The 20,729-nt window shown below is 66.8% G+C and carries 18 protein-coding genes and 2 pseudogenes; 11 read left to right on the plus strand and 9 right to left on the minus strand.

Annotated features, from left to right (window positions below):
* Window positions 1-13: 13 nt before the first annotated feature.
* Complete coding sequence (locus ACYQ02_RS04415) at window positions 14-1,174, minus strand: acyl-CoA dehydrogenase family protein (protein ID WP_460039233.1); 1,161 nt, start codon at window positions 1,172-1,174, stop codon at window positions 14-16.
* Between the two features lie 273 nt (window positions 1,175-1,447).
* Between ACYQ02_RS04415 and ACYQ02_RS04420 the strand changes: the two are divergent.
* A pseudogene (locus ACYQ02_RS04420) lies at window positions 1,448-1,588 on the plus strand (AbrB/MazE/SpoVT family DNA-binding domain-containing protein); the annotation flags it as partial.
* Window positions 1,589-1,770: 182 nt separating this feature from the next.
* A pseudogene (locus tag ACYQ02_RS04425) lies at window positions 1,771-2,154 on the plus strand (PIN domain-containing protein); the annotation flags it as partial.
* Between the two features lie 125 nt (window positions 2,155-2,279).
* On the opposite strand, the gene ACYQ02_RS04430 reads toward ACYQ02_RS04425, so the two are convergent.
* Entirely contained in the window at window positions 2,280-3,404 is a 1,125-nt protein-coding gene (locus tag ACYQ02_RS04430) for a hypothetical protein (protein ID WP_460039234.1), read from the minus strand.
* 591 nt (window positions 3,405-3,995) lie between these two features.
* Here ACYQ02_RS04430 and ACYQ02_RS04435 point away from each other — a divergent pair.
* Both ACYQ02_RS04435 and ACYQ02_RS04440 read left to right on the plus strand, forming a co-directional pair.
* The gene (locus tag ACYQ02_RS04435) at window positions 3,996-5,216 is read left to right on the plus strand and encodes a pyridoxal-phosphate-dependent aminotransferase family protein (protein ID WP_460039235.1); all 1,221 of its coding nucleotides are present in this window, start codon (window positions 3,996-3,998) and stop codon (window positions 5,214-5,216) included.
* A 169-nt stretch (window positions 5,217-5,385) separates the two neighbouring features.
* On the plus strand, window positions 5,386-5,841 hold the full coding sequence (locus ACYQ02_RS04440; RefSeq protein ID WP_460039236.1) for a GNAT family N-acetyltransferase: 456 nt from the start codon (window positions 5,386-5,388) through the stop codon (window positions 5,839-5,841).
* Between the two features lie 120 nt (window positions 5,842-5,961).
* Here ACYQ02_RS04440 and ACYQ02_RS04445 read toward each other — a convergent pair whose 3' ends face one another.
* Window positions 5,962-6,495, minus strand: a complete 534-nt coding sequence (locus tag ACYQ02_RS04445; RefSeq protein WP_460039237.1) for a DinB family protein — start codon at window positions 6,493-6,495, stop codon at window positions 5,962-5,964.
* A 303-nt stretch (window positions 6,496-6,798) separates the two neighbouring features.
* Between ACYQ02_RS04445 and ACYQ02_RS04450 the strand changes: the two genes are divergently transcribed.
* The gene (locus tag ACYQ02_RS04450) at window positions 6,799-6,993 is read left to right on the plus strand and encodes a hypothetical protein (RefSeq protein ID WP_460039238.1); all 195 of its coding nucleotides are present in this window, start codon (window positions 6,799-6,801) and stop codon (window positions 6,991-6,993) included.
* On the opposite strand, the gene ACYQ02_RS04455 is transcribed toward ACYQ02_RS04450, so the two are convergent.
* Window positions 6,977-8,176, minus strand: a complete 1,200-nt coding sequence (locus tag ACYQ02_RS04455) for an NAD-dependent epimerase/dehydratase family protein (protein WP_460039239.1) — start codon at window positions 8,174-8,176, stop codon at window positions 6,977-6,979. The genes ACYQ02_RS04450 and ACYQ02_RS04455 overlap by 17 nt on opposite strands.
* Window positions 8,177-8,439: 263 nt before the next feature.
* The gene (locus tag ACYQ02_RS04460; protein WP_460039240.1) at window positions 8,440-9,948 is read right to left on the minus strand and encodes a UDP-glucose dehydrogenase family protein; all 1,509 of its coding nucleotides are present in this window, start codon (window positions 9,946-9,948) and stop codon (window positions 8,440-8,442) included.
* A gap of 225 nt (window positions 9,949-10,173) precedes the next feature.
* On the opposite strand from ACYQ02_RS04460, the gene ACYQ02_RS04465 reads away from it, so the two are divergent.
* The 3 genes from ACYQ02_RS04465 to ACYQ02_RS04475 all read left to right on the plus strand — a co-directional run bounded on the left by ACYQ02_RS04465 (window position 10,174) and on the right by ACYQ02_RS04475 (window position 12,527).
* A complete protein-coding gene (locus ACYQ02_RS04465) occupies window positions 10,174-10,545 on the plus strand; it encodes a type II toxin-antitoxin system Phd/YefM family antitoxin (protein ID WP_460039241.1) in 372 nt (123 codons plus the stop codon).
* Window positions 10,542-10,949 (plus strand): putative toxin-antitoxin system toxin component, PIN family, encoded by a 408-nt coding sequence (locus ACYQ02_RS04470; protein ID WP_460039242.1) that lies wholly within the window; start codon window positions 10,542-10,544, stop codon window positions 10,947-10,949. Before ACYQ02_RS04465 ends, ACYQ02_RS04470 begins: the two co-directional genes overlap by 4 nt.
* Before the next feature lie 120 nt (window positions 10,950-11,069).
* Window positions 11,070-12,527 (plus strand): ISLre2 family transposase, encoded by a 1,458-nt coding sequence (locus tag ACYQ02_RS04475; protein ID WP_460038723.1) that lies wholly within the window; start codon window positions 11,070-11,072, stop codon window positions 12,525-12,527.
* Between the two features lie 108 nt (window positions 12,528-12,635).
* On the opposite strand, the gene ACYQ02_RS04480 is transcribed toward ACYQ02_RS04475, so the two are convergent.
* Complete coding sequence (locus ACYQ02_RS04480) at window positions 12,636-14,249, minus strand: CocE/NonD family hydrolase (RefSeq protein WP_460039243.1); 1,614 nt, start codon at window positions 14,247-14,249, stop codon at window positions 12,636-12,638.
* 333 nt (window positions 14,250-14,582) lie between these two features.
* Here ACYQ02_RS04480 and ACYQ02_RS04485 point away from each other — a divergent pair, with 333 nt between their 5' ends.
* A complete protein-coding gene (locus ACYQ02_RS04485) occupies window positions 14,583-14,774 on the plus strand; it encodes a hypothetical protein (protein ID WP_460039244.1) in 192 nt (63 codons plus the stop codon).
* Window positions 14,775-14,907: 133 nt separating this feature from the next.
* Here ACYQ02_RS04485 and ACYQ02_RS04490 read toward each other — a convergent pair whose 3' ends face one another.
* The 3 genes from ACYQ02_RS04490 to wbaP are packed head-to-tail and all read right to left on the minus strand — an operon-like array spanning window position 14,908 to window position 17,832.
* The gene (locus ACYQ02_RS04490; RefSeq protein WP_460039245.1) at window positions 14,908-15,669 is read right to left on the minus strand and encodes a CpsD/CapB family tyrosine-protein kinase; all 762 of its coding nucleotides are present in this window, start codon (window positions 15,667-15,669) and stop codon (window positions 14,908-14,910) included.
* 16 nt (window positions 15,670-15,685) lie between these two features.
* The gene (locus ACYQ02_RS04495) at window positions 15,686-16,363 is read right to left on the minus strand and encodes a YveK family protein (protein WP_460039246.1); all 678 of its coding nucleotides are present in this window, start codon (window positions 16,361-16,363) and stop codon (window positions 15,686-15,688) included.
* Between the two features lie 17 nt (window positions 16,364-16,380).
* The gene (gene wbaP, locus ACYQ02_RS04500; protein WP_460039247.1) at window positions 16,381-17,832 is read right to left on the minus strand and encodes an undecaprenyl-phosphate galactose phosphotransferase WbaP; all 1,452 of its coding nucleotides are present in this window, start codon (window positions 17,830-17,832) and stop codon (window positions 16,381-16,383) included.
* Between the two features lie 316 nt (window positions 17,833-18,148).
* On the opposite strand from wbaP, the gene ACYQ02_RS04505 reads away from it, so the two are divergent.
* Window positions 18,149-19,534 carry an oligosaccharide flippase family protein gene (locus tag ACYQ02_RS04505; RefSeq protein ID WP_460039248.1) on the plus strand — a complete coding sequence of 462 codons (1,386 nt, stop codon included), beginning with the start codon at window positions 18,149-18,151 and terminating at the stop codon, window positions 19,532-19,534.
* Entirely contained in the window at window positions 19,527-20,588 is a 1,062-nt protein-coding gene (locus tag ACYQ02_RS04510; RefSeq protein ID WP_460039249.1) for a glycosyltransferase family 2 protein, read from the plus strand. The genes ACYQ02_RS04505 and ACYQ02_RS04510 overlap by 8 nt, the downstream gene beginning before the upstream one ends.
* Window positions 20,589-20,729: the final 141 nt, after the last annotated feature.

Below are 20,729 nucleotides of genomic sequence, written 5' to 3' on the forward strand. Positions count from 1 at the left end.
CAAGGCCCGCGGGCTAGAAGGCCCCCAGGCCCGTCACGTCGCGGCCCACGATCAGCGTGTGGATGTCGTAGGTGCCCTCGTAGGTGTCGACGGTCTCCAGGTTCAGCATGTGGCGGATCGCCGCGTAGCCCAGGGTGATGCCGCTGCCGCCCAGGATCTCCCGCGCCGTGCGGGCCGCCCGCAGCGCCGCCCGCACGTTGCTGCGCTTGGCCAGGGACACCTGGGCGTAGGTCAGCTTGTCCTCGTCCTTGAGCTTGCCGAGCCGCCAGGACATCAAGAGCGCCTGGGTGTGGGCCTCCACCATCTCCACCAGCTTCGCCTGGACCAGCTGCCGCTCGGCGATGGGCCGGCCGAAGGTGACGCGGTGCCGGGCGAACTCCAGGGCCTCGTGGAAGACGGCGTCGATGGCGCCCGCCGCCCCCCAGGTGATGCCGTACCGCGCCTGGGTCAGGCAGCTCAGGGCCGCGCCCAGGCCGCGGGCCTCGGGCAGCATCTGGGCGGCGTCGACCCGCACCTCATCGAGGATGAGCTCCGAGGTCACCGAAGCCCGCAGGCTCATCTTGTGGGGGATCTCCCGCGCCCGGAACCCGGGCGTGTCCGTCGGCACGATGAAGCCCCGGATGACCCCCTCGTCGTCCTTCGCCCAGACCACCGCGATGTGGGCCAGGTTGCCGTTGGTGATCCACATCTTCCGGCCGGTGATCACGTAGGACGAACCGTCCCTGCGGGCGCGGGTCTTCATGGAGCCCGGGTCCGAGCCGCCGTCGGGCTCGGTCAGGCCGAAGCAGCCGATGAGCTCGCCCCGGGCCAGCTTGGGCAGGTATTCCCGCCGCTGTTCCTCCGACCCGTAGCGGTAGATCGGGTACATGACCAGCGAGCTCTGCACGCTGGCGAAGCTGCGCAGCCCGGAGTCGATGCGCTCCAGCTCGTACATGATGAGGCCGTAGGCGATGCTGCTGGCGCCGGCGCCGCCGTACGCCTCCGGCAAGGTGGCGCCCAGCAGGCCCAGCTCCCCGAAACGGGGGATCAGGTGGCGGGGAAAGGTCCCCTCCTCCCACCACCGGGCGATGTGGGGCGCCGCCTCGGCCTCGAGGAAGCGGCGGGTCTCCTCTTGGATCAGGCGTTCCTCGGGGGTGAAGAGATCGGCCACGCGGTAGTAGTCCAGGGCTGGCAAGCTCGATACCTCCCTAAAGACCGGATCCGTTCGAGCGATGCGGAGCGTGACGCTGAACGGAGAGTTCGGTATGGGCGGTGGAGGACCCTGCAGAGGCGTGAGAGCGTTCCACTGCGCTAGCCTGCCATGCGAGGCAAGTTGTGCGCAGCCCAGGCGTCGCCCCCATCGCGCCAGGTTTCGCGTGCTCGTCCCATGATGTCGCATGATATTGCAGTCATCCCACACGACTACTGTTGGACGGCGTCATTGCAGTAAAATAGGAGGTTGATTACAATGGTTCCGGTCAATCAGACAGGGGGGCGACACGCGGTGGCAGTGGTTAGGGTGCAGAGTCGCGGCCAACTGACGCTGCCGGCGTCCTTCCGGAAAGCGGTGGGCATCCGACCCGGTGACGTTCTTTTGCTGGAAGAACGGGGCCCGGGCCACTTTGAGGTGCGTGTTCTTTCCCGGCGGTCGCTTTTGGACTTCCCGCGGATCGACCTCGACCACTTCGACATGAGTTCCGCCCGTGGGCAAATGGAAAGCGAACTGGCCGCGGAAGGCGTCGATGAGCCGGCTGCCCACCAAGCAAACGCCAACAAGGAGACCGCAACCTTTTCATCCATGCCCAGCTTCGTGACGCCCATAGTGAGGCTTGCCGCCGCGTTCTCGCCGCCCTCGAAGCGGGCACCATCGAAGGGTGGGTCGAACCGGCCGTCCTCCACGAAGTGTCCTACGTCCTCACGCGGCGGTTCGGGTGGTCCCGTCATGATGCCGCCGAATACCTGCTCTTGATTCTCAGTGCTCCCGGCGTACGCACCGTGCATCCCGTGGAAGCGCTGGAGCGCGCAGTCATGCTATGGATGCGGTCGGACAAAGCCTTCGTGGATTGCCTGCTGGCCGGCCTGGTGGCCCATGGGGAAGGCGCCGTCTGCAGCGTCGATGCCGACGACATCCTGGCACTGGGCACCGCGGCTGCTAGGCCCGAGGAGGTCGTCTGAGGTTGTGGCACGGGGCCCGGTGACCCGGCCCCCATCCCCCGCCGCGTACCCCCTGCTCACGAATCGTTTTGCGACGTGGGCAGCCCTTCGCCGCTGACGTCCGAGGTATCGACATGCAGTCCCTTTCACCTGCCAGAGAAATCCTGCACCAACCGGAAGAGGGCCAGGTCCTTCTTCTTGGCCTCGACCATCGCATCGACTTCCCCGACGTCCAGACGGGCCAAAACCTCGAGCAGCGGCGCGATGAAGGCTGGGTCGACATAATCGGCATGGGCCCGAGGGTTCTTGCCATCCCGCGGGCTCGACAGGTGGATCTTCGGCGGCCGGTCCCGCCACAGGCGAAAGGTCCGGACCAGAAGGGGTTGCAGCGCCGCCAGGCCCTCCCCGCTCCGGGGGTCGGGAAAGCCAGGCGGCGGGCAGCACACGTGGTGGTGCCAGTCGAAGGCCACGGGCAGGCCGAACCGTTCCGCCAGTTCCAGGGCAGTGGCGATGTCCACCGTCCGGTCGTCGTTCTCCAGGACCAGCCGGGACCGGGCCCACCCGTCCAGCTGCTCCAGGTGGCGGGTGGCCGTCTCGTCGATGGCCCGCGGGCCGGCCCCGGCGCCTCCCCGCCCGACTCCTGCCCCGTCCCCATCCCGTCCCCCGCTTCCGTGCCCATCTCGTCCCCTCGGTCCGGGCGTCGGCAAGTTCCGCCCCCGGCGCCCGCCCACGTGGATCACGATCTTGGCCCGTTCGTCCAATTCCAGGAGGTCGAACAGGCGGCGGTGGTAGTCCAGGTAGGCCCGCAGCCAGCGGAACTGGCTCTCGCTGCCGAGGCCGCAGACCTCGGGCAGGTGGGAGCTCAGCCGGACCCCTGTCTCCCGGGCCGCCCGGCCGATGCGGCGGCCTACGTCCTGAAGGTCCGGTTCGTCCCACCACCGCCAGCCCTCGGTCAGGGGGTGGGTCGCCAGGGGGATCAGGTTGGCGGAGATGCGGTAGAGCCGGATGCCGTGGGCCTTGAGGAAGAACAGGATCCGCAGGGTGTTGTCCAGGTTGCGGCGGGCGATCTCCCGCAGCCGGTAGCGCCGTGCTTCGGCGTCGAGGCGGGAGGCCGCGGTGGCCGTCAGGCTGCCCGCCGGCGAGCAATCCTTCTCCGAAAGGCAGATGGCGACGAACCCCAGGTGCAGGCGAACCGAACCGACCTGGACGCTGGCCCTGGGCTGCTGGGGGCGGGCGGACGGTCCTCCCCCTGGCGCCCGGTCGTGGTCCAAGGCGGACGAACCGGCCCCGGGCGGGGCCGCGGCGAGCCCGCCGCCCGCGGGACGGGCCGCGGCCGGCCGAACGCCGGCGGGCGGGGCCGCGGCAGGTTGAACCCGCCGGGGCCCGAGCCCGGCAGGCCCTCCGGCGACCGCGGCAGCGGCCGCCTTGCCCGGGCGTCCTCGCGCCCGGGGCTGGGGAGGCGGCGGGTCAACCGGCGGCGGTGACGGTCGTCGGGTCATGGCGAGCAGGTAGTATCACCAAAAAAGCAGCAGGACCGCCGCACCCGCGGCTGCATAAAGGTCGCCGCACCTGCGGTCGTATCAAGATCGCCGCACCTGCGGCTGTGCAAAGCCAGTACCACCCGCCCTCCCACGCGAGCCACCGCCGCATCCCCCTCACCTCCCCCGAGGCGACCAAACAGCCGATCCAGCCGTGGGGAGCGGGCGGGACGGGCGTGCCCTTGAACCGGACGCAGGCCCCCACCCGCCATCCGCCTTCTGCGCTAACATGGGGGCGTAAACCGGTTCGATGGAGACCACCGGACCGGCCCGGGGGGCCGGCGATGCCCCGGCGCCCCGGCGCCAGGACGAGGAGGACCCGCGATGGACCCGAACCTGCTCGCCTTCGCCCGCCGCCTGGAAGAGCGGCTGGTCTTCACCCCCGGCCCCACGGAGGTCTCGCCCCGCGTCCGGGAGGCCATGGCCCTGCCCGTGGCCAACTCGGACCTGGACCCGGACTTCGCCGCCCTGTACCGCGCCACCTGCGCCGGGCTGCAGGAGCTCCTGCACACCCGGAGCGACGTGCTGATCCTGGCCGGCGAGGGCCTGCTGGGCCTCGAGGCGGCCATCGCCTCCCTGGTCGAACCCGGCGACCGCGTCCTCGCCCTGGCCAACGGCCTCTACGGCCACGGCTTCGCCGACTTCGCCCGGGACTACGGCGCCGAGGTCACCGTCTTCGAGGCCCCCGACCGCCGGCCCCTGGATCCGGACGCCCTGCGCCGGTTCCTCCGGGACCAGAAGCCCTTCAAGCTGGCGACCCTGGTCCACTGCGAGACGCCGACCGGCCTGACGAACCCCGTGGACCAGATCCTGCCCGTCCTCCACGAGCACGGCATCCTGACGGTGATGGACAGCGTCTCCGCCATCGCCGCCGAGCCCCTGGAGGCCGACGCCTGGCATGCCGACGTGGTCCTGGGCGGCTCGCAGAAGGCCCTCTCCGCCCCGCCCGGCCTGGCCTTCTTGAGCGTCAGCCCCGCCGCCTGGGAGGCCATGGCCCGGCGCCGCACCCCGATCCGCGGCGTGTACCTGAACCTGCGGCTGTGGAAGGACCTGTGGCTGGAGAAGGGCGAGTTCCCCTACACCCCGTCGACCTCTGACGTCTACGCCCTGTATGCGGCCGTCGCGGACGCCCTGGCCGAGGGCGAGGCCGAGCGCCTGGCTCGTCACGAGCGGCTGGCGCGGGCGATCCGCGCCGCAGGCGAGGCGGCCGGTCTCGAGCTGTACCCCGAGCCGCGGGCGGCCGCCCGGGCGGTGACCGCCTGGCTCATCCCGGACGACCTGCGCCCCCGCGAACAGGAGATCCGCCGCTTCATGTGGGAAGAACACGGCGTCCTCATGGCCGGCAGCTGGGGGGACGCCGCCGGCCGCGTCTGGCGGGCCGGCCACATGGGCGAGAACGCCCGGCCCGAGAAGGGCGAGCGGTTCGTCCGTGCGTTGGCCGCGACGCTGCGACAGTTCGGGTGGAACCTGCCGGACGACCCGGTGGCGGCCTACCGGAAAGCGTTGGGGTCGGGCGGCGCACCGGGTGCGGGGAGCGGCGGCTAGCCCGGCCGGTCGCACCCAGCAGCCCGCCGGGTCCCCGCCCTCGACCCAGCCCCCGCGGGCCGGCGGGCCCCCGCCCCCCGGATCGCCGGGTCGCCGGCCCGCGGTGGGGATGGGACGGACGCAACCAAAGGGCGAAACAAAGAGTCTGGTTTGGAAGGGAGCCCCCAACGTGACCACCGATCGCCCTGCCATCACCATCCGGTTGGCCGAGCCCGGCGATTTCGAGGCCGTCACCCGTCTCTTGGAAGAGCTCGGCCGCCCCGCCGTCCCGGCGGAGGCGGAAGCGGCCGCCCGGGCCGTGTACCTCCGGCACATCCAGCGCCCCGACACCGCCTCCCTGGTGGCCGAGCTGGACGGCCGCATCGTCGGCTTCATGTCGTTGGAGTTCCGCGACCGGCTCAACCACGTGAGGCCGCAGGCGTGGATCCCCGACCTGATCGTCACCGCCTCCGCCCGCGGCCTCGGCATCGGCAAGGCCCTCCTCCAGCGGGGCTTCGAGCTCGCGCGAGAGCGGAACTGCTGGAGCGTGACGCTGGAGTCGGGCTATCACCGCCAGGTGGCGCACCAGCTCTACCGCTCCGCCGGCATGCGGGAGGAGGGCCTTTACTTCCGGCTCCACCTTTGATTGGACGAATGATCGGACGAAGGGCCGGCCTCCGTCCCCGCTGGGCTCCGCCCCGGACGAGGCCGTCACCGCCACGCCCCAGCCCGCGGCGTGCCCGAGGCGGCGCATCGGGGACCGAACTTACATGTGCCTCGCGTTCCACAGCTTCCGGAGGACGATGATCTGCCCCATGTGGTGCTGGGCGTGTTCCACCAGGTGGTGCAGGATGAACGCGGCCTCCGCCGGCACCTGCTGGCGGCCCACGGTGCGGGTGGCGGCCAGGTCGGCGTCCGTCAGGCGGAGGATCCGGTCCTGCACCCGGCCCATCTCCTCGTGGAACTGGCGCAGCACCGCAGCCGGCTCGAGCTCCGGCGAAGGCGGCAGCTCCTCCCGCGCCCGGGCCCGGAGCTCATCGGGCACCGGCTCCCCCACCGCGTAGCAGAGGAGCCGCAGGCTCGACCCCGCGATGTGCCGCAAAAGGCCGCCGATGGGGTTCATCGCCGCCCCCGGCACCCACCAGAAGGCGTCGGCCTCCAGATCCCCGGCCCAGCGATCGGCCATCTCCCGGACCTCTTGCAGGCCCCGCCACCAAACCGACGGCAGGAGACCGGCGCCCTCCACCCGTCCCCGGAGAAAGGGCGCCACCGCCGCCCCGTCCTTGCCGTTGCCCGCCATGCCGATCCCTCCCTTTCGCCTTGGGATTCCTTGCGGTGCGCGGGGTCCCTGTCCCCCTGTGAGGTTCCTTCTCACCGCGGCCCCCGCGGCCCCCTGGCGCCGCGGCGTCTCTGCACCTTCACCGGGGGTCCCTTTCGCCCCCGACCCCCTTCGTCCCTGGCCACATTTTCCTGCCCTGGGGAGCCATGTAGACACAGTGGCTACAGGGATCCCGGCCGGTACACCGAAATGATTTCCTTCGGTTGGTGTTCGACAAAACCTGACACGGTTCGACTCTCGGCGTCTCGGCAAAGGGGAGCGAACATGCGCAAGGTAATCCGCGTCATCCTGGAATCCCTTAAAAAGGTTTTCCTGGTGGGCGAGCCGCCCGACTCGCCCCACGAGGCGGCCGTCAACCCGGCCAACTGGGAGCTTTTGCGAGAGACCCTGCTGATGTTGTTCCTTCTCGCCCTGGTGGTGGGGATGGTGCTCGTCGCCTGGTTCACCGGCCAGGTGTGACGGGGAGGGTGACGGAAGCCCCGTCCGGGACCACCTGCTCCCGGTACCAGCGGAAGGTGGCGGCCAGCCCCGCATCCAGGTCCACGGCCGGCGCCCAGCCCAGCAGGCGCCGGGCCCGGTCGTTGGCCAGCACGCTGTGGCGGATGTCGCCCGGCCGCGGCGGACCGTAGCGCAGGGCGGGCGCCCCTTGGACCAGCTGGCAGATCCGCCGGGCCAGGTCGCCCACGGCCGTGGCCATCCCGCCCGCCACGTTGACGGTGATCCCCGCCGGCCCCGTCAGGGCCAGGGCGAAGGCCCGGGCCACGTCGGCGACGTAGACGAAATCCCGCGTCTGCCGCCCGTCGCCGTGGATCACCGGCCCCTCGCCCGTCAGGGCGTCCAGGAAGAACCGGGCCACCACCGGCCCCGTCTCGGGCCGCTGCCCCGGCCCGTAGACGTTGCCCAGCCGCAGGACCACAGCCTCCAGCCCCGCGCCCCGGGCATACTGTTCAACGAGCCACTCCGCCGTCTGCTTCGACCGGCCGTAGACCGAAAGCGGCGCCAGCGGGTGGTCTTCGTCCACGGGCAGCCGCTGGGGGTTGCCGTACACCGCCGCCGACGAGGCGAACACCACGCGCCGCGTCCCTGCCGCCACCGCCGCCCGCAAAAGGTTCAGGGTCCCGTAGACGTTGACGTCCACGTCCAGGTCCGGCCGCTCCAGGGACCGCTCCACGCTGACCTGGGCCGCCAGATGGATCACCGCGTCGGGCCTGAAGTCGCGCAAGACTGCGGCCACGGCGGCCGCGTCGGTGATGTCGAGCCGCTCCACCGACACCCCGGCCACCCGCTCCGTGCGGCCCGCCGAGAAGTCGTCGACGGCCAGCAAGTCGTGGGCGGGGATCGGAACCGCTGGCGGCAAGCCGGCGCCACCCGGTCCTCCGGCACCGGCCCACCCTTCGGCCCCCGGTCCCGCGGCCTCTCCCTGTCCTTCCGCCCGGCCCTCACCCGCGGCGGCCCCGCCCTCACCGCTGGGTTCACCGGCGGCGGCCACGCCCGCCGGTTCGACCGCCGGGGCGGCCGGCGCCGGAAGGGTCGGAGGAACCGGCCACCCTCCCGGCTGCCAGCCGCCAGCCCGCCCCGTCAGGAGGAATTCGACCACATGGGCACCGATAAAGCCCGCCGCACCCGTCACCAGCACCCGCACGCCGCCCGTCCTCCCATCGATTTACATCCACTTGCATCGTACATCCACTTGCGTCCACACATTTTAGACCCACGCCTGTCGCCGGCGCCCCTGCAACCCCCACAACCCCCGCGGCGAGCCCTCACCCGCCTCGGGCAACGCGAGCAACGCGAGGCGGACAGGGCCCTCAGGCTCTACCTGGGAGCTGTGAGCCGCCTTCATCGCCCCGCCACGCCGGGTCGAAGGGCACGGCCGCCGGGTCCAAAGGGCGCGGCCGCCCGGTCTCAGGCGCCGGTGCCCGCCGCTGCCCCCTCCACCTGGGCAAAAGGCACGCGCCCGTCGCCCTCGGACACCGCCGCCGTCCGGCCCGAGGCCGCCCACCGGCCGCGCCCCACGCCTTGATAACGGAACCCCAAAGCCGCCATGCGGGCTGGGTCCAGCGCATTGCGCCCGTCGAACACGTACCGCGGCGCCGCCATCCGGCGGGCCGCTTCCGCCCAGTCAAGGCGGGTGAACGCCTCCCACTCGGTCGCCAGGACGACCGCCTGGGCCCCGTCGAGGGCCTCCAGGGCCGACGGGGTGAGCCGGACGCTGCCGGGCAGCAGGGGCCGGGCCCGTTCCACCGCTTGGGGATCGGCCGCCCGCACGTCGGCCCCCTCCTCGACCAGCAGGGGGATCAGGTCGAGGGCCGGCGCCTCCCGCACGTCGTCGGTGTGGGGCTTGAAGGCCAGGCCCAGCACGGCCACCGAAACCCCCGCCAGGGACCCGAAGACCTCCCGCAGCGCGTACAGGGGAAGCAGCCGCTGCCGGGCGTTGACGGCGATCACCGCCCGCAAGAGCTCGAAGGGGTAGTCGTAGAGCCGGGCCAGGTGGTCCAGGGCCGCCACGTCCTTGGGGAAGCAGGAACCGCCGTAGCCGAGGCCGGCGCGGAGGAACTGGCCGCCGATGCGGGGGTCGAGCCCGATCCCCCGGGCCACCTGCTCCACGTCGGCGCCCACCCGGTCACACATGTTGGCAAGCTCATTGATGAAGGAAATCTTGGTCGCCAAAAAGGCGTTGGCGCCGTACTTGACCATCTCGGCGGTGGTGGTGTCGGTGACCAGGACCGGCGCCCCATAGCCAGCGTACAGGGCCGCCACCTGCTCGGCCGCCGCCCGGTCGTCGCTGCCCACCACGACCCGGTCGGGGTGGAACCAGTCGTGGACGGCACTGCCCTCCCGCAAGAACTCGGGGTTCGACACATAGGAAATCCCGGCGGGACCGAGGTACCGATGCCCGAGCCGCCGGCCCGTACCCGGCGGGACCGTGCTCTTCATCACCACGATGGGGCCGCGGCGGACCCCGTCCCGCTCCGGCGCTTCCAGCCCTTCAGCCCCGTCGTCCCGGAACCCATCAACCCCATCGTCCAGGGCGGCGGCCACCGCCGCCGCCGGCATACCCGCCGCACCCGGCATCACACCGGCCTTTTCCACCACCCAGGCCAGGGCCGCCTCCACCTGGCTCAAGTCTGCCGCCCCCGTGGGCCGGGACGGCGTCCCCACCGCGATGAAGACGAAATCACCCAGCCCGCCCGGTTCCACCTCCTGGGCCAGGGCGAAGCGCAGCCGCCCCGCGGCCACGCCCTGCCGGACCAGCTCCTCGAGCCCCGGCTCGTAGAACGGCACCTCGGCCCGGCGGTACCGGTCGACCTTCGCGGGGTCCACGTCGACCCCCAGCACCTGGTGACCGTCCCGCGCCAGCGCCGCCGCGGCGACGGCGCCGACGTACCCGAGCCCTAACACCGTGATGCGCACCGAACATCGCCCTCCCCGGGAAACAAAAATCCTCTCCCCTGCCCACCCTGCTCCCCGCAACCGAAGCAGGGGCCAGCGTTCACCATTCCGCCTTGCGGTGGATCCCGTCACACCGGCCCATACCGCGGCGACCACCCGGTGGGAAGGAACGAAACGACCAATCCAGTCGAATTGGACCAGCCCAGAACGACTGGAAACATGATACCACAGGATGCCGCTGGGAGGATGACATTCTGCGTCATACCCTTGACCGCGTCCCGCGAAGTCTTCAAGATGAAACTACAGACGAACCTCGAGGTGAACCTCATGCTTAAGCTCATGACCGTCGAGGAAGCACGCCGTGAGCTGGGTCGCCTCCTCGAGGAAGTTCGACGCACAGGTCAGCCCGTGGTGATCACCCGCCGTGGCACGGGCGAGGCCGTCCTGCTCTCCGCCGAGGAATTCCAGCGCCTCAAGAGCATCGAGGAGAACTACGCCCGGCTCGCCTTCGAGCGAGCGCTCGACGCCATCGGCAAGGCGGTCGAGGCCGCTCAGCTCTCCCCCGACGTCATTAACGATGCCATCCGCGCGGCGCGCGACGGGCGTGATCCGCGGTGAGGGTCGTTCTGGACACCAACACCTTGGTTTCAGCGATCGGCTGGGCGGGCCCGCCCCGCGACATTTTTCTGGCGCTGCGGGAAGGCCGCCACCAGTTGATCACCACCGCCGAACTGCTGAGCGAACTCGAACGGGTGTTGGGCGACCCCAAGCTGGCGCCCGTCCGCAACCACCCTTCCCTCCCGCTGGTCCTCGCCTGGCTCTACCGTCCGGAACACCTAGTTGTACCCCAGGAGCGCGTCCACGTCATTCGTGAAGACCCGGCAGACAACCGGGTCCTGGAGGCCGCCGTCGCCGGCCGAGCGGCAGCCGTCGTATCGGGCGACCGCCATCTCCTGGCACTGGAACAGTACCAGGGAGTCGAGATCGTCACCGCGCGGGATTTCTGCACTCGTTACCTCTAACGCGTGACTGCCTAAAGTTTCGGTAGGTGCTGGGAGGTCCAAAAACGAAGGAGAGACCTCACCAGGTTGTCCCACGGGGGACAACGGTTCACCCCGCTCAAGGTGGAGGTGAGGTCTCTCATGTGGGTATTTCGCCAACTGTTTGAGATCACCTTGCGGCTGGCCCAGGTGGTGGAGAAGGCGCTTCGGGAGGCGCCGGACTTTCGGGCGCTGGAATACGAGGTGGCCCAGGGGACGCAGGATGCGGCCCGGCAGCTTCTGGCCACGGCGCTAGAGGCGCTGGATCAGCAGCTGATGGAGCAGCGGGATCGGCAGCGGTGGAAGTCGGTGAACCGGCAGGCACGTAGCCTGCTGACGTGGTTTGGGGAGATCCGGTGGGAGCGGCGGTATTACAAGGACCGGCACAGCGGGGAGCGGCGGTTTTTGCTCGATGAGATGCTGGGGCTGGAGCCGCGCCAGCGGTACTCCCCCCTGGTGCGGGAGTTGGGGACGGAGCTGTGCACCCAGGTGCCGTTTGGGGCCGCGGCGGCATGGCTGGAGCGGGTGACGTGCGGGAGCGTGCGGCTGAGCCCGATGGCCCTGTGGGCGGACGTCCAGGCGGCTGGGGCCCTCGCGGACCGGGAGGCCAAAGCGCAGCGGAACGCGGTTTTTGATCGGGGCGACGTTCCGGCCGGGCGCCGGGCCGCGGCGGCCGTGGACATGGAGTTTGACGAGTTGCTCGTCCGGGGCCGCCGTCGTGGGCCGGATGGGAAGAAAGAGCGGATCGCGCTGATGCATGCCGTGGCGTATGAGGGCAAGGCGACCGATGCGCGCGGGCGGACGGTGCTGAAGAACCGGCGGGTGCACGTGACGGTGGGTGAAGGGACGGCGTCCATCGAGGAGGCGCTGGCGGCCTTTGCAGGGGAGTGGGATTGGTCGCGGGTCGGCCAGTGCACGGTGGGGGGCGACGGGGCACCGTGGATCCGCAAGGTGCTGGAGTACCTTCCGCGGGCTTCGTATCGCCTCGATCCGTTCCACCTGAAACGGGCCATGCGGCGGGGGCTGCGGCACGACGCGGAAGCCCACCAGCAGCTGGCGGAGGCCCTGACCGAGGGCAAGCCGTGGGCCGAGGTGGAGGCGATCCTGAAAGCCGCTGCCCGGCGGGCGCGGGGCGAAGCGCGCGAGCGTGTCCAAGAACTGAAGCAGTACTTGAAGAACCACTGGGACGGCATCGTCGCGAACCCGGAAGCCCGGCGGCTGGGCGCGATCGAGGCGGAGAACTATCACGTGCTCGCTCGGCGGATGAAGCGGCGCGGGGCAGCGTGGAGCGAGCGAGGGGCCCGGCACCTGGCCCGCCTGTTGGCGGCTCGAGCGAACAACGAACTCGACCGCTTTACCCGGCCGGCCTGGCGTCGGCGCCATGGGGGGCCCGCCCCGTCGGCGCCCCAACGCGCGGTCCTCCGCCACCCGCCGTCCCTGGCGGAACTCGAAGAGGCTGCCACGTGGCTGCGAGCCCGGATTCCGGCGCTCTACGGGCCGCACTCGGACCGAGAGTGGGTGCGGGTGCTCCGCCGCCTGGCAAGCCCCTCTGTGGCATAACGGAGAAACCGACCGGGGGATCCGCCTATCGAAGCTTGACGCGGTCCTAACGCGTGGCAACCCTTGACCGCTATAACGATCCGCGCCCCCGTTCGGGGGCGCGCCGTTTCATTCCGGGATCACCGGCAAGATCAAATGCGACGGCCACGCCGGCGTGTGCCACACCCGGTTCTCCGCCACCACCATGCGCGTGGAGGTGGCCAGCGGCTCGCCGTTGTTCAGGTTGCGGTCGTACTTGGGGAAGGCGCTGGAGGCGATCTCCAGGCGAATCCGGTGCCCCGCCTTGAACACCTGGGCCGTGTTCCAGAGGTCGATCTCGAACCGGTAGACCTTGCCCGGCTCCATCAGGACCTCTTTATCCATCCCCTCCCGGAACCGCGCCCGCACCATCCCGTCGCAGAGGCGCTGGCAAAAGCCGTTGGGGTGCACATCGACCAGCTTCGCCATGAAGTCGGTATCCACCGCCGACGAGGAGGCGTACAGCACCAGCTTCACCGGCCCCGTGACCTCCACGTCCCGGTCCAGGGGCGGCGTCGAGTAGACCAGCACGTCGCCCCGGGTCTCGATGGCGGAGTAGTCGTCGGGACCGCCGATCTGGCTGGAGAGCGGGTCGGTGATGAAAGGCACGGGCCGGGCCGGGTCATAGAGGTAGACGTCCGGCGGCTCGTCCGTCGCCGGCGGCTCGGTGGAGAGCACACCGTCGCCGAAGCGGCTGTTGGCCCGGCCGCCGCTGCGCAGGTAGAACTTGGTCCACTGGGTGCGGGCCAGGGGCCACTCGTGCTCGTCCCGCCAGTAGTTGGCGCCCATGATGAACAGGCGCACGGGCGGCTCCTGGCCAATGCCGTTGTCGATGCCCTTTAGCCAATAATCCAGCCACCGGACCTCATACCCATCGAGGTCGATCACCGCGTCGGGCCCGAAGTCCACCTCCCCCAGCTTCCGGCCGGCGTTCACCTGGTGCCCCCAGGGCCCCATGATCAGCTTCTGGCCCCGCCGGGCCCGCTCGCTGGGGGCGTGCTTCACCATGCCGGCGAAGTTGAGGGGCGTGCCGATCTGCTCGTCGTCGTACCAGCCCGAAACGTGGAGGACCGGCAGGTCGATCTCGTGGAACCGGTGCTGGTAGCGCAAGGGCTCCCACCACCCATCCAGCGTGGGGTGGGCGCAGTCCTCCCGCCAGTGCCGGCTCACGAACCCCGCCGCCTCGTCCATGGTCAGCAGCGGCAGGTGCCCGTACACCTTCATCCAGTCGATCTTGTCCACGTACTGAAGAAGCCGGCCGTCGGTCATGCGGTTCCAGCACACGTGCATGGGCCCGGGCGTGCCCGTTGGCCACTCCACATAGGGGTCCGACGGCGTCACGTGGACGATCATGGCCTTGAGGTGCGGCGGCTTCTCCAGGGCGGTGAGCCACTGGATGCGCCCGAGATACGAGCCGCCCCAGGTGGCCACATCACCGGTGGACCACGGCTGGCGGGCCAGCCACTCGATGGCGTCATAGCCGTCCCGGGCGTCGTTGCGGTAGGGGACGAACTCTCCATCCGAGTCCCCCCGCCCCCGCACGTCCATCCAGACGAAGACGTAACCGTACTGGGCAAAGAAGTTCCCGTAATGCCAGGCCCGTTGCGAATTCTTGTTGTAGGGCGTCCGGGCCAGGATCACGGGGAAGCGGCCCGGGACATCGGGACGGTAGATATCCGCCGACAGGGTGATCCCATCCCGCATGGGCACACGGACGTTGAACGCATGGCGGACGGGGTAAACAGGTCGAGATGAATCCCGATTACCGGTGTTGGCGGAAGACCTGCGGGAAGGCCCTGCGGTCGACGATGGCGAGGGTTCGGGCGTGTCACCGAGCCAAGCCAAGGGAATTCCTCCTCTCCCGCTACCGGGGGTGAAACCCAGGCCCCGCCTCAACTCAGGCCAATTTAGATCGTGGGTTCGAATTTATGCGGCAAGCCACAGCGGCTACAGGAGACTGATCTCTTCCCGCGAATAGACGTATTCGGCAATATGCAACAAATTTCGACATTAATAAAAGCAACGGAGGCGACGCTGTTGGCCAAGTTCTTTCGCATCATCGTCAAGGCCCTGCGGCAGCAGCGCTATGACCGCCTGACTCCCGAGGAGGTGCTGTCCAGCTCCGAGCGAGCCTTACTCCGGGAGGTTATTCTCGTTCTCCTCGGAATGAGCGCCGTCGGCGGCATGCTTGCTCTCTTATGGATGGCGCAATCCATCGGACTCCACTGAGGCAGCGCTCCCACACTCCGAGCGGCTTGCGGGCTGAATTCGGGGGCACGGAGCCTGCTCTTCTATTTTTATACTACTTTTCCTCGCGTTGTCACCCGCCCCTTGTTGTGCCGCGTTGGTTGAGGCTCAACACTCAACGCCGCCGGTAGTAGCGCGCGTAATAACCCATCTGCTTAAGCGGCACATCATTGAGGACAACCCCTAGGATGCGAGCACCCACCTTCTCCAAAGCCTCCTTGGCCTTCTGAGACTGGACATAGTCCGAGTTTTCCGCGCTGACCACTAGAATCACACCATCTACTTGGGGTGCCAGGACCAAGGGATCGGCCACCATGACCGGCGGCGGGGTGTCATAGATTACAACGTCATAGTCGCTGGCGAGACTGGCAAACAGCTCCCTGGCGCGCCGGGAGCCAAGCAACTCCGCCGGGTTCGGCGGAGGCGGACCAGCAGGCAGAACCCAGAGGTTCTTCGAGCGCGGCACCTGCTGCAATGCCTCGTCAAGAGTGCAGGACCCCGCAAGGACGGCCGACAGCCCGTAGACGTTGGGCAAGCCAAACAGAGATGACTGCACCGGCCGCCGCATGTCGGCATCAACGAGAACCGTGGCCTTGCTGGCGTTTGCAAAACTTAGGGCAAGGTTGGCCGCAGTGAGGGACTTGCCCTCACCAGGCAAGCCGCTCGTGATCATGATACTGCGTAGTGGCTTGTCCACTGCCAGAAACTGCAGGTTCGTCCGCACCAGCCGATAGGCCTCAACGGCCGGCGAGTGGGATTGCATCCCTGTGAGTACCCCGGTTTCATAATATGGATGCGATGGACGGGACCGAGTGGTCCGTTCGGTCCGGTCGCGGCGCCATTCGCGGGCGGTTTCGGGCTCGAATGCCTCCGACAAGACGGGGCCTCCTTCCTCAGGAATCAATGTGAGGAATGACACCAAGGACGGGCAAGCCAAGCCGCCGTTCCACCGCCGCCTCGTCGCGGATTCGCCGATCGAAGACGTCGAGCAGATACGCCACGCCGACCCCCACCATCATTCCCAGCATGATGGCGAGCACGAGCTCCAGGATGATGCGCGGGCTGACGGGCTTTTCAGGGGGAACCGCCGGATCCAAGACTTGCAACCTATCTTCCTGCATCACCTCGGCCGCCACTTGCGTCATGACTCGGGCCGCGCCCGTTGCGATGCGGGCTGCTTCCAGCGGTGAGTCTGCCCGGACGAGTACATCGAGCGTTTGCGCTTTTTCGTTCGGTTTGATCCGGATTCTATCCTCGTACTCATTGTCGGACCACTGCAGCCCCAGTTCTCGGCGGACCGCGTCCATTACGCGCCGACTGGAAAGAACCTCCTCGTAGGTCGGTACCAAATTGCGGTAGAGTTGTAGCGTCTGCAGATCGGTCACAGCCTGGTTGGGCGCCAGCACGATCAAACGTGCCCGGGCCTCGTATTGTGGCGTCGCGACGATAAGGCGCATCACCACCAGGCAGATGGCCGTCATGACGATGGCAACCACTGCCCGCCAACGTCGCATTACGGGCACAACCAAGTCCCTAAGCTCGATCTCATCGACCGAAGGCTCCCGCTCCAACCAGATCAACCCCCATGTCAATAGGCTCCTTTGCCAGAAACGACCACCCACAATGTTCGCGCCAGGATATAAAAGTCGAGCCAGATGGACCAGTTGCGAATGTAGTACGTATCGAGAGCCTCTTGTGCTTTGAGGTCTCCATCACTCCTCGCCGCGACTTGCCAGAGCCCCGTCATCCCGGGAGGCACGCGGCGGCGTAATTCGCGGAATTCGGGCGAGAAAGCCTCGAGATGATAACGGGGAAAAGGCCGGGGCCCCACGAGGCTCATCTCCCCCCGGAGTACGTTCCATAGTTGGGGCAGTTCATCCAAGCTCGTCCGGCGGAGAAAGTGGCCCACCCCGGGCAAAATCCGGGGGTCGTTCTTGAGCTTATAGTACCGTGCCCACTCCTCCCGGGCCTCGGGATTCTCGGCCAGGTAGCGTTCGAGCCGGGCCCCGGCGTCAGGATACATGGTGCGGAGTTTCCAGACGTGGATGATCTTGCCCCCTGCGCCCTCCCGTTCCTGGGTGAAGAACGCCGGCCCGGGACTTACCCGTTTGACCCACAGCGCCAATAGTGCGATTACTGGTAAGCTCGCGAGAAAGAGCGGAATCCCCACACCGTAGTCCACGAGACGTTTGAGGACCCAGTTTCGCCTTCGCAAGAGATTCTTACGGATCTCAAGCCCGAGCAGCCCGCCGAGGTCCCTTGCGTCCACCCAAAGGCTTTCCATTCCGAACAAGTCCGGAACCACGATCACACGGGGAAAGCGCAGATCCCGCACAAGGCGGACAACGCGATCGCGTCCTGCCCCCGGCATGGCCAGTATTGCCAACTGCACCCGGCCTGCCCACTGGCCGATCTTGTCAAGCGTTCCAACGACGGGAACCCCTTCGACGACCCGTCCCTGCTTGGACGGGTCGTCGTCGAACAATGCCACCGGAACGAAACCAAGGCCGGGGTTTCGCCGGAGAAGGCGCGTAACCAGGGCCCCCGTCCGTGCGGCACCAAGGATCACCACTGGCTGCCCCCACACACGAAGCCGTACTAGCCCTTCACGAACCAGGGCCTCGAACAAGGGAACGAGAATCAAGGCGTATCCGGTCGCGAACAGCAGCATTCCGCAGGACAGGCTCCCATAGTACACCAGATAGTCCCAGGCCGCCAGGGCGGCAAAGAAGCTCAGGATAGCATAACTCCGCTCGCGCAGCCGCGTTACGGGTCCCGTTCCGTAGCCGGGATACATGCCCCATACGGCCTGGATCGGGGGGAGAAGGAGAACGGCCAGAGCGACAGTCTCAAACTGCTCCGGCTCGACCCTGATGGGCATCCAACGGCCGAACACCAGCCGTGTGATCCCACCCAACAACAGTGCACATTGGAGCGCCACCGCGTCAGCGATGGCGATAACCAGCGGAACCCACCGCCTTGCGAAAAAGGGGCTACGACTGGTGATTTCTGGCGTAGTCGACTGGGCATACTTCGTCATCTTGCGATACCGAACAACTCTACTTCCGGTATATCCCGACTCACGAAGCTTGTGCGATCTTCCGAACTTCGTGGAAATTCAGAAGTGGCAGCTCCCCGGCCCGTTGGATATAACGAGGTGGGAAGGCAACACACAGGGGGCACCCCCTCTTGTTATCGTATCATGTCCATTCCCTCAGCGAAAGAACCGTGGAGAAGCCGGCCTGCCGGCATAGCTGGCCCAGCCGACCGGTCGGCGCACCGTCTTGGCAAGGAGTGGGACCCAAACCCGACGACGCGACTCGAGAGAACTGCGTCTACTTTCAGGAGGTGGTGGTTTGAGCCTCCGGGCTCAGGTTCTACAGGGAGGCGTATACCTGGCCGTCCGCCAGGGGTTGGGGATGGCTCTTTCCCTCATGACGGTGCTCCTGGTGACCCGGACGATCGGCCCCGGACCCTATGGAACCTACGCGGCTGCGGTGGGGGTAGCCACCTTTGCCTATAACCTGGGCCAGCTGGGGATCGGGGTCTACCTAATCCGACGCGCGGAGCAACCCGAGATTGGGGACTATCACCAAGCCTTCACGCTCCTACTGTGCACCTCGTTATTTGCAGCCCTCCTTGCCATGCCCCTGGCCCCTCTCCTGGCCAGGTGGACATCGATCGTGGACCTGGCCCCAGTGGCTCGTGTCGTCTTTCTGGCATTGCCCCTTCAGCTGCTTGCACTGGTGCCCCTGGCCCAGTTGGAACGGGATCTGGCTTATCGTACCGTGGCCACGGTCGAGCTTTTGGGCCAGGCGGGGTTCATAGTGGTGGCGGTGCCGTTGGCTCTCCTGGGGGTAGGAGTGTGGGCCCCGGTGGCGGGCTGGTGGGCGCAGCACGGGCTAATCTTTGCCCTCCTTTACCGATTTGCCGGTTATCGTCCCCGTCTGCTTCTAGATTCCGTCCGCGTCCGAGCCATACTGGGGTACAGTCTTAGTTATTCGGCTTCCATCTGGATCTGGCAGCTACGGCCCCTGGTCAACCCCCTCGTGGTGGGCCGTTTTGCTGGGGCGGAGGCGGTGGGGTTGGTGGCCCTGGCGATGCGGCTCGTGGAGATGCTCTCCTTCGTCAAGTCGGTTACTTGGCGGCTTTCCATTGCAGGCCTGGCCCGGCTACAGGCGGACCGCGCCCGACTCCTTCTAGCCCTTGAGGAAGGGATGCGACTCCAAGTCCTTGCCATGGGGCCGGTGCTGTTTGCCTTTGCCCTGGTAGGGCCCCCCATCTTGGACCGAGTCTTTGGACCGCGCTGGAACGGCGTGATGGAAGTCTATCCGTTCGTGGCTCTCGGAGTTCTAGTGAACGCCCTATTTGCCTTGCACTCCTCAGCGCTTTACGTATACAAGGAGAACTGGGCGGTGGCCTGGTTTCACCTTGTCCACATCGTCTTACTTTTCCTTGCGGCCACATTCTTCGTGCCCCACTTGGGGGTCAAAGGCTACGCATGGGCGGAGATAATGGCGCTAGTCAGCTACACGGTGATTCACTCCCAGTTAGTCCGGCGGATCGGCCGACCCGCTTACGGCCCGGCAGGATTATGGACCCTAGCGTTTGGCATAGGACTGTTCTGGCCGGTCGCGGGGCCGGTCGCCGGCCTGCCAATCGCCTTACTACTTCTCTGCCCACGCACGTGGCATGTCATCAGGGACTACCGGGCAACACTCAGGGGGGCGGCGCATGGATAAACCGTTGGTCAGCATTGTTATTGACAATTACAACTATGGACGTTTTCTGCGGGACGCCATCGAAAGCGCTTTAAACCAGACCTACACCAACGTGGAGGTTGTAGTTGTGGACGATGGATCTACTGACCACTCGCGGGAGATCATCGAGGAATATGCATCACAGGGGAAGGTTATACCAGTATTCAAGGACAACGGTGGACAAGCCTCCGCCTTTAATGCGGGCTTTGCCCGATCATCTGGCGAGATCGTTATTTTCTTAGATTCCGACGATATGTTAACAACAACGACCGTCGAAACGGTTGTAAACTCATTCCGTATGGAGCCCCTTTGTAGCAAGGTTCAATACCTACTAGGTGCGATCGACGAACATAACGTGTCGCTCGCTTACACGATCCCAAGCCAGTCATTACCAAATCATGAGTCGGTGCTACGCGACCTATTGACATGCGGCCGATATATCACACCACCAACTTCCGGCAATGCATATTCGAGGACCTTCCTCATTCAAGTCATGCCTATACCAGAAGAAGATTTCCGCATTTCTGCGGATGGATACCTACTTACACTTTCCCCACTATTCGGCAAGATCATCAGCATCAATCAGGTTTTGGGAATGTACAGGGTTCACGGCAGTAACGCGTGGACGGGGTTACGCCCCGGCCGCCTAAGGTTCTACTTGCTGCATGATCTCCAAAAGGCTAAGTTACTGAAGAACTACTCCCATTTGGCCCACGCCACTATTGTGCCAACCAAGCTCCTATCGCGAAATCCCAATCACTTGGCGGCCCGCTTAGCTAGCATGAAACTCGAACCGACCAATCATCCGTTTAAGGAAGACACACTCCTTAACGTAACGTTGGCTGGATTGAAGGCCGTAAGTTTGAGCGCGCTCCCTATTCCTAGCAAGTTATTTTGGCTTGCATGGTTTATTGTTCTTTCATTCTGTCCAAATCCATGGGCGAAGGACGTTGCTAATTGGCTGTTTCAGCCCCACATGAGACCGAAAGCGATTAGGGGCGTTATCTGGTGTATGAAGAAGCTGTGGAAGGGATGATTTTGCAAAATGTCTTTACGCAAAACGGTGCACTCAATCACCATCTTCGCTCTAATTGTGGCATACGGAAATGCAGTGTTTCCTCTATGGCGTCGCGCTCAGTTGGGCTATTTGTACATTGACCAGGGTGTCCCGATAGAG

The sequence above is a fragment of the Thermaerobacter litoralis genome (genome assembly GCF_054654595.1).